Genomic DNA, 5,832 nt, shown 5'->3' with positions numbered 1-5,832 from the left:
CACTCGCCCCCCCGGACTCTGCTGGCGTGGGGGGGCGGGGGGGCGCCCCCCCCCCCCAGGCTAAGCAGCGCTCTCCAGACTCACCTGAAACACCTCGCTAAAGGCCTTCTCGACCTTGTAGCCGGAGTCAATGGTTTCCAGAGGATCCTTGCGCAGGCGGTGGCGCAAACACAAGCTGATGACCCGGCGAATATCGGCAACAGTCACTTCAGTACGCCCTTCCAGAGCTGCCAGCGCTTTGGCCGCGCGGTTGGTGACGATATCTCCCCGCAGCCCGTCTATTTCCAAAGCTGCACACACCCCAGAGATCTTCAGGCGCAAGTCGGGATCCACCCCCACAGCGGGCAACAGGTGTTGTGCTTTTTCAATCCGTTCCCGCAGGCGTTGCTGGGCCTCGGCGTATTTGGCCAAGAAGGCCTGCGGATCGGTGTCGAACTGGCTACGCTCTTCGACGATCTGTACCCGCAGGGCCGGATCCCGCACCGTTTCGATGCGCACGAACATGCCGAAGCGATCCAAGAGTTGGGGCCGCAATTCTCCCTCTTCGGGGTTGCCGGATCCCACCAGGACAAAGCGGGCCGGGTGGCGAATGGAAATGCCTTCCCGCTCGACTGTGTTCCAGCCGGAGGCCGCCGCATCCAGCAAGACATCCACCAAGTGGTCGTCCAGAAGGTTCACCTCATCCACGTAGAGGATGCCGCGGTTGGCTTTGGCCAACAGCCCCGGCTCAAAGGCCTTCACCCCCTGGGAGAGAGCCCGCTCGATGTCGAGAGTGCCGCAGACCCGGTCTTCCGTGGCCCCCAAGGGCAGATCCACCATCGGTACCTGGATCCAGGTGGTTTCTAGGGTTTCTCCCGCCTGCAGGCGTTCCCACACCTGGTCGCTCATCAGATCCCGCTGCCGCGGGTGGCTGTTGAAGGGATCCCCTTTGACGACCTCGATCTGGGGCAGGAGATCGGCTAAGGCGCGGATGGTGGTGGATTTGCCCGTGCCCCGATCCCCCATGATCAGCACCCCGCCGATGCGGGGATCGATGACGTTGAGGAGCAGAGCCAACTTCATCTCCTCTTGGCCGACGATGGCGGTAAACGGGAAAACCGGGCGACGTTCCAAGTTCATAGAGGCAACAACGAGCATCTACCCCATTATCCCAAAGGCTCTTCCCTTTCGGGCTGTTTGATGCTCCAACAGGAACCTCAAGGCTGCTTTTGGGTCAAATAGAGAAGCAAGCTCTGGGATCCCTGGCTTTGCGTGGGGAAGACCAGATAGCATCAGAGCCTACACGGTTGGCTGGGAGTGGGTTGAATCTGGGTAACAGCGAAAGCTACACCAAAAGAAAGGGGCTCCCAAAAGCGCCGGCAACCCCAGAGAGAGTTCGTTATTGGGTGGGGAGATAGCAGCAGTGTCACGTCAAGCAAGTCGGAGACGGTGGACGGCATTCTCGATGCCAAACGTGGCCCAAAAAGGGCTGGTGGGCCTGATCTGGGTCTGCACCTGGATCCCTGTCTTGAGCATTTCCCTTGCCGTAGCCCAAACTGCCGCCACCTCTCTAGTTTTGACCGATGAACAGGTCGCCAAGTATGCCCGCATCGTCCTGGAGATGGAGCCGCACCGACAAGAGGCCCAGCAGCGCTCCCAGGCCACCGCGGATCCGGCCAGCAAAGATCAAATCCGGCGGGAGTTCATTCGCACCGCCACCGAGATCATCACCCGCCACGGCATGACCGTGCCTGAATACAACCGCATCACCCTGTTGATTCGCTCCGAAGAAGGCAGAGACCTCCAACAGCGCATCGAAGCCGAAATCCTGCGCCTGCAAAGCGCGGATCCCAGCGTGAGCCCTAGCTCCAAACCCTAACCCCCCCCCTTAGATCCCCTGCAGCGCTTTTGCCCGGATGTGACGGAGGACGGAAGATAGCGGTAGGCTGGAAGCGGAGGTCGGTGCTCGTCCGTAGAGAGCGGGGGGAGAGCAATGAACGAGCCTATGTCGCCGTCAGTACGGGCGGCTGTCGAGCGCATGAAGTCTCGCTTGCGCCTGACGCGCCGCTTTGGGTTCTGGTTTCAGGCGGTTCTGGGGGCAACGGCTCTGCTGCTCTGGCTGGGATTTTTAGTTGGCCAGAATACCCTCTATCGCGACGACTCGATGGGGGCCTTTATCGCCTTCTGGTTTACCCTGTTTACCCTTCTAACCCTGGCAGCCGGTCTCTTCTTTAACTGGCGCTACCTGCTCCAGGCGGAGCGCCGCTCAGTGTCTGCCGCTACCCCAAGCCAGTTGGATCTGCCCAAGCAGTTGCAATTGGTTACCTATGTCAGCCTGATCGGCGCTTTCCTCGCCCTCATCGCCATGGAGGCGCAGGTGGGAGAGCTGCTTGTGCGGCTGTTTACCCGCACGCTGAGCACCCAGACAGCAGGAGTGCTGCTATTGGCTGCCAATATCAACGTTACCTTTGCCCACTTCGTCTGCTTAGCAGGGGTGCTCTGGATTACCGGCGCCCTCGACCGCGAGCCCTGAACCCCAGTGGCCAGTCTTAACTTTGCAAGGCAGAAAGTCAGGCCTGCGGCACAGTGGCCCGCCCTAAACTTGCCCCAGCTAAAAATGCCCCCCTGCCAGAGGAAGAGGGGCAAGCGGAAGCAGTCTCGAAGTCCGTAGTTGCCAATCGCAGATTCCGAGAGCTTCACTTGAAGCCCACTGCCGCCTGCCAGACAAAAGCCAGCAAAAAGAACAAAACAGGGATGATGGGCAGAATGTCGATCAGGGGATCGAACAGCTCATAGCCTTCTGGCAAAGCAGCCAGGAGCATCATTGCAGACATAGCAACAAACCTCGGGGGGAAGGAAGTGAAGTTGGAAAAACTGCTCTTTTCAGGATTGATAGAGAGTTTAACATTGCCGGGCGGAGATTCTCGCTAAGGTCAAGAAATGTAAACGGAAAATGCTTTAGAGAACCCCCATATTGGAGAGGCCCAGGATCACTCCCACGCCCAGCAGATGGCCGAAGCTGGCAACTCCCAACACTTCCGGCCAGCTCATCCCCAACACAGGCCCTGTTTCTGAAGCCACACCCGAAGAGGACTTGAAGCTTAAGTAGGCCAGCCCTGTGCAGAGCAGGATAATCACCGCGCTCAGGGGAGACCAAGGGCTGGTTTGGGCAGTCATGGCCAATGGCGCAACAACGGGCAGCATGGTTTTCCTCCTCAGCTTGGGTTAACCGCACCCTAGATTACCCCCATTCCGCAACTCCCAAGGGGATCCCCACATGAATTGCAACAGAGGCCGCAACAAAACCTCACACTGTAGTCTTTCTGGCTTCAGGGCCCGTTTACTCTTCGCCGGGATCCCTGTCTGTCGCAACCGGCCTGGATGGACTGGAGTTGGCAAGAAAAATCCGGCCGGGTTCAACGAGGGGGGCGTCTCTCTGCCGTATACTAACGAAAGTTAACAAATCGATCTCTTCCCCTGCTTTGTAGGTGATGAACTGGCTCTTTTGCCTTGATCCATCCTCACCGTCTGCGCTGTGCACACCCAAGGATGGCTGCCGATGACTGCTGCTGCGACTTCGCAACCGGATCCCAAGCCTTTTGCGTTACCCCGCGAGCTGTTGGGGCCGCCGCCAGAATTTTGGAATCCCACCCTGCTGATGTTTTTGGCAGCAGTGGCGCTTTCGGCCTCTTGCTTTGGCGGGTACGCCTTTTGGCATTGGCCCAGGTGGCTGGTGTTTTGGCTCAACTTTGTCGCCCTCTATGTTTTGGGCACGGTGATCCACGATGCCTCTCACGGCTCTGCCCACCGCAACCGCTTTTTGAACGAGGCGCTGGGTCACGGCTCTGCCTTGTTGCAGGGCTTTGTCTATCCGGTCTTTAAGCGGGTTCACATGCAACACCACGCCCACGTCAACCATCCCGAAGACGATCCCGATCACTACGTTTCCACGGGAGGCCCGCTGTGGCTGATCGCACCGCGCTTTTTCTACCATGAGGTGTTTTTCTTTAAGCGGCAGCTCTGGCGCAAAGGCCGCTGGGATCTGTTGGAATGGGGCCTAAGTCGGCTGGTGGTGATCCTAACGTTTGCGCTGGCCATTCACTTTGGCTACACCGACTACATCATGAACTACTGGCTGCCCCCTGCTTTTATCATGGGCTTCCTGTTGGGCTTGTTTTTCGACTATCTACCCCATCGCCCTTTTCAGTCTCAGGAGCGGTGGTACAACGCCAGGGTTTACCCCGGCTGGCTGACCAATATTCTGCTGCTGGGGCAAAACTATCACCTGATCCACCACCTCTGGCCCTCGGTTCCTTGGTACAAGTATCAGGCGGCCTACTGGGTGGCTAAGCCGGAGTTGGATGCGCGCAACTGCCACCAGACGCTGGGCATTTGGCAGAAGGGCGAGTTTTGGAGCTTTGTCTACGACGCGCTGATTGGCCTCCACTGGCACAAGCCCGCTCCTGAGGGGGCCTCAGCCGAGTTGGCAACAACGCCATCCCTTGCTGATCCCCAGCTTGGCGAAGAGGCCGATTGAGATGGTCTTGCCGACGCTGCGGATCCCTCAGTTGCTGCTGTTTGTGGAGGCGGCCAGCTTGCTGCAGGACTCCAGCCAGGCCCTGTTACAGGCTGGTCAGGCGACGGCGGATTTGCCGGAGGTGATCGCGGAAGCGCGGGGGCGAGCTGAAGCTCAGTTGCAGTCCCTTGGGATCCCGGCAGAGTTGCGGGCGCAGGTGCGAGGGATTCTGAGGTTGACCTCGCTGCCGCAGGTGCTGGCCTACCTGCAGGATTTGTTGGACGCGGGATCCGGCCCCGATTTGGAGGCTTTCCTGAACCAGGCAGGATCCGCCTCTACTCTGTTGCGCTTTCCGCCGCTGCTGCTGGGAGCGGTGACACTGCAGGTGCTGCTGGAGCGGCTGGATTTTTCCCCTGCAGAACAAGCGGTGCTGCAGGCGCAACGAGCCCAGTGGGAACAGGCCCTGGCCGAACTAGCCACCAGCCATGGGGTTTCCCTAGAGCCGCTGCGGGCTGTTGCCGAGAGGGCGCTGCAGGCTGTCTCGACGGAGGAGCTGCTGCAACTGGGCCAGGATCTGGCTCAAGATCTCGAGGATTGGGGGGCTCTGGGCGCCACCGAGGTTGAGGGGGAAACCGAGCCTCAGGTGGAGCTGGCGGGGCCTCTGGTGTTCCTGATGGTGGCCGATCACCTGTTGGCCCAGACAGAGTATCCCCTCACCCCCGATCAACGGCTGGATCTGCAGACCAATCGCGCCGAGGCAGAGAGCCGCCTCGCGGCCATGCAAAAGCTGGGCCGCCTTGAGAACTTGGCGGAGCAACGGGCCTACATCCAGGCTTGGATCGCGCAGACCTCGGTTCCCGATCTGCTACAGACTCTGGATCGCTGGTTTGCCCCCTCTGAGGTTGACCCCTAAGGTTCATCAGAGGCAGGGCCGAGGCTCGCTATGCTTGATGCTGTAATGCTGAGGCAAGCGGATCCCACGCAAGGGAGGAGGTGGGAAGGTGGACTGGGGCAGCCTGTTCTGGCTCTTTCTGATCTTCAGCTCATTGCAGCCCCTTTTGAACCGTCGTGCCCAGGAGTTTCGCCGTCTGTTGGCGATCCGGGAGTTGGAGCAAAAGCGGGGCAGCCGGGTCATTTTGCTCATCCACCGCCAGGAGTCAATCAGTTTTTTGGGGATCCCGGTTTCCCGCTACATCAGCATCGAGGACTCAGAGCAAGTGTTGCGGGCAATCCGCCTCACTCCGCCCAACACCCCCATTGATTTAACGTAAGGTGCGGAATTCCCCACCGTCTATACGGTGGGGATGGATAGCACCCTCTGACTGATTCTGGATGTA

General features: G+C 59.4%; 8 protein-coding genes. 5 read left to right on the top strand and 3 right to left on the bottom strand.

Going from position 1 to position 5,832, the window contains the following annotated elements; translation table 11 throughout:
* Positions 1-60 precede the first annotated feature (60 nt).
* Positions 61-1,137, bottom strand: coding sequence for a magnesium chelatase ATPase subunit I (bchI, locus tag NW845_RS12115; RefSeq protein WP_414365905.1), 1,077 nt, complete (start codon positions 1,135-1,137; stop codon positions 61-63).
* 307 nt (positions 1,138-1,444) lie between these two features.
* Between bchI and NW845_RS12110 the strand changes: the two genes are divergently transcribed.
* Entirely contained in the window at positions 1,445-1,858 is a 414-nt protein-coding gene (locus NW845_RS12110) for a DUF4168 domain-containing protein (RefSeq protein ID WP_414378712.1), read from the top strand.
* Between the two features lie 114 nt (positions 1,859-1,972).
* Positions 1,973-2,512: a DUF3611 family protein gene (locus tag NW845_RS12105; RefSeq protein ID WP_414333224.1), complete on the top strand. Its 540-nt coding sequence runs from the start codon at positions 1,973-1,975 to the stop codon at positions 2,510-2,512.
* Between the two features lie 163 nt (positions 2,513-2,675).
* Here NW845_RS12105 and NW845_RS12100 read toward each other — a convergent pair whose 3' ends face one another.
* On the bottom strand, positions 2,676-2,813 hold the full coding sequence (locus NW845_RS12100; RefSeq protein WP_414372686.1) for a photosystem II reaction center protein K: 138 nt from the start codon (positions 2,811-2,813) through the stop codon (positions 2,676-2,678).
* A 124-nt stretch (positions 2,814-2,937) separates the two neighbouring features.
* Positions 2,938-3,183 (bottom strand): photosystem I reaction center subunit PsaK, encoded by a 246-nt coding sequence (gene psaK / locus NW845_RS12095; RefSeq protein ID WP_414378711.1) that lies wholly within the window; start codon positions 3,181-3,183, stop codon positions 2,938-2,940.
* Between the two features lie 355 nt (positions 3,184-3,538).
* On the opposite strand from psaK, the gene NW845_RS12090 reads away from it, so the two are divergent.
* The 3 genes from NW845_RS12090 to NW845_RS12080 all read left to right on the top strand — a co-directional run bounded on the left by NW845_RS12090 (position 3,539) and on the right by NW845_RS12080 (position 5,766).
* Entirely contained in the window at positions 3,539-4,516 is a 978-nt protein-coding gene (locus NW845_RS12090) for a fatty acid desaturase (protein ID WP_414378710.1), read from the top strand.
* Between the two features lies 1 nt (position 4,517).
* The gene (locus NW845_RS12085) at positions 4,518-5,408 is read left to right on the top strand and encodes a hypothetical protein (RefSeq protein WP_414372692.1); all 891 of its coding nucleotides are present in this window, start codon (positions 4,518-4,520) and stop codon (positions 5,406-5,408) included.
* Between the two features lie 88 nt (positions 5,409-5,496).
* Complete coding sequence (locus tag NW845_RS12080; protein WP_414378709.1) at positions 5,497-5,766, top strand: SDH family Clp fold serine proteinase; 270 nt, start codon at positions 5,497-5,499, stop codon at positions 5,764-5,766.
* Positions 5,767-5,832 lie beyond the last annotated feature (66 nt).

This window comes from Synechococcus sp. H60.2, assembly GCF_047462315.1.
Taxonomy (GTDB): Bacteria; Cyanobacteriota; Cyanobacteriia; order Thermostichales; family Thermostichaceae; genus Thermostichus.
Note: the sequence above shows the minus strand (reverse complement) of the source record. Positions and strands in the feature narration are given on the sequence as shown.

Excerpts from the sequence above, each read along its gene's own strand:
- NW845_RS12100 (WP_414372686.1), bottom strand. The coding sequence starts at position 2,813 with ATGTCTGCAATGATGCTCCTGGCTGCTTTGCCAGAAGGCTATGAGCTG.
- bchI (WP_414365905.1), bottom strand. The coding sequence starts at position 1,137 with ATGCTCGTTGTTGCCTCTATGAACTTGGAACGTCGCCCGGTTTTCCCG.
- NW845_RS12085 (WP_414372692.1), top strand. The coding sequence starts at position 4,518 with ATGGTCTTGCCGACGCTGCGGATCCCTCAGTTGCTGCTGTTTGTGGAG.
- NW845_RS12090 (WP_414378710.1), top strand. The coding sequence starts at position 3,539 with ATGACTGCTGCTGCGACTTCGCAACCGGATCCCAAGCCTTTTGCGTTA.
- NW845_RS12110 (WP_414378712.1), top strand. The coding sequence starts at position 1,445 with ATGCCAAACGTGGCCCAAAAAGGGCTGGTGGGCCTGATCTGGGTCTGC.
- NW845_RS12105 (WP_414333224.1), top strand. The coding sequence starts at position 1,973 with ATGAACGAGCCTATGTCGCCGTCAGTACGGGCGGCTGTCGAGCGCATG.
- psaK (WP_414378711.1), bottom strand. The coding sequence starts at position 3,183 with ATGCTGCCCGTTGTTGCGCCATTGGCCATGACTGCCCAAACCAGCCCT.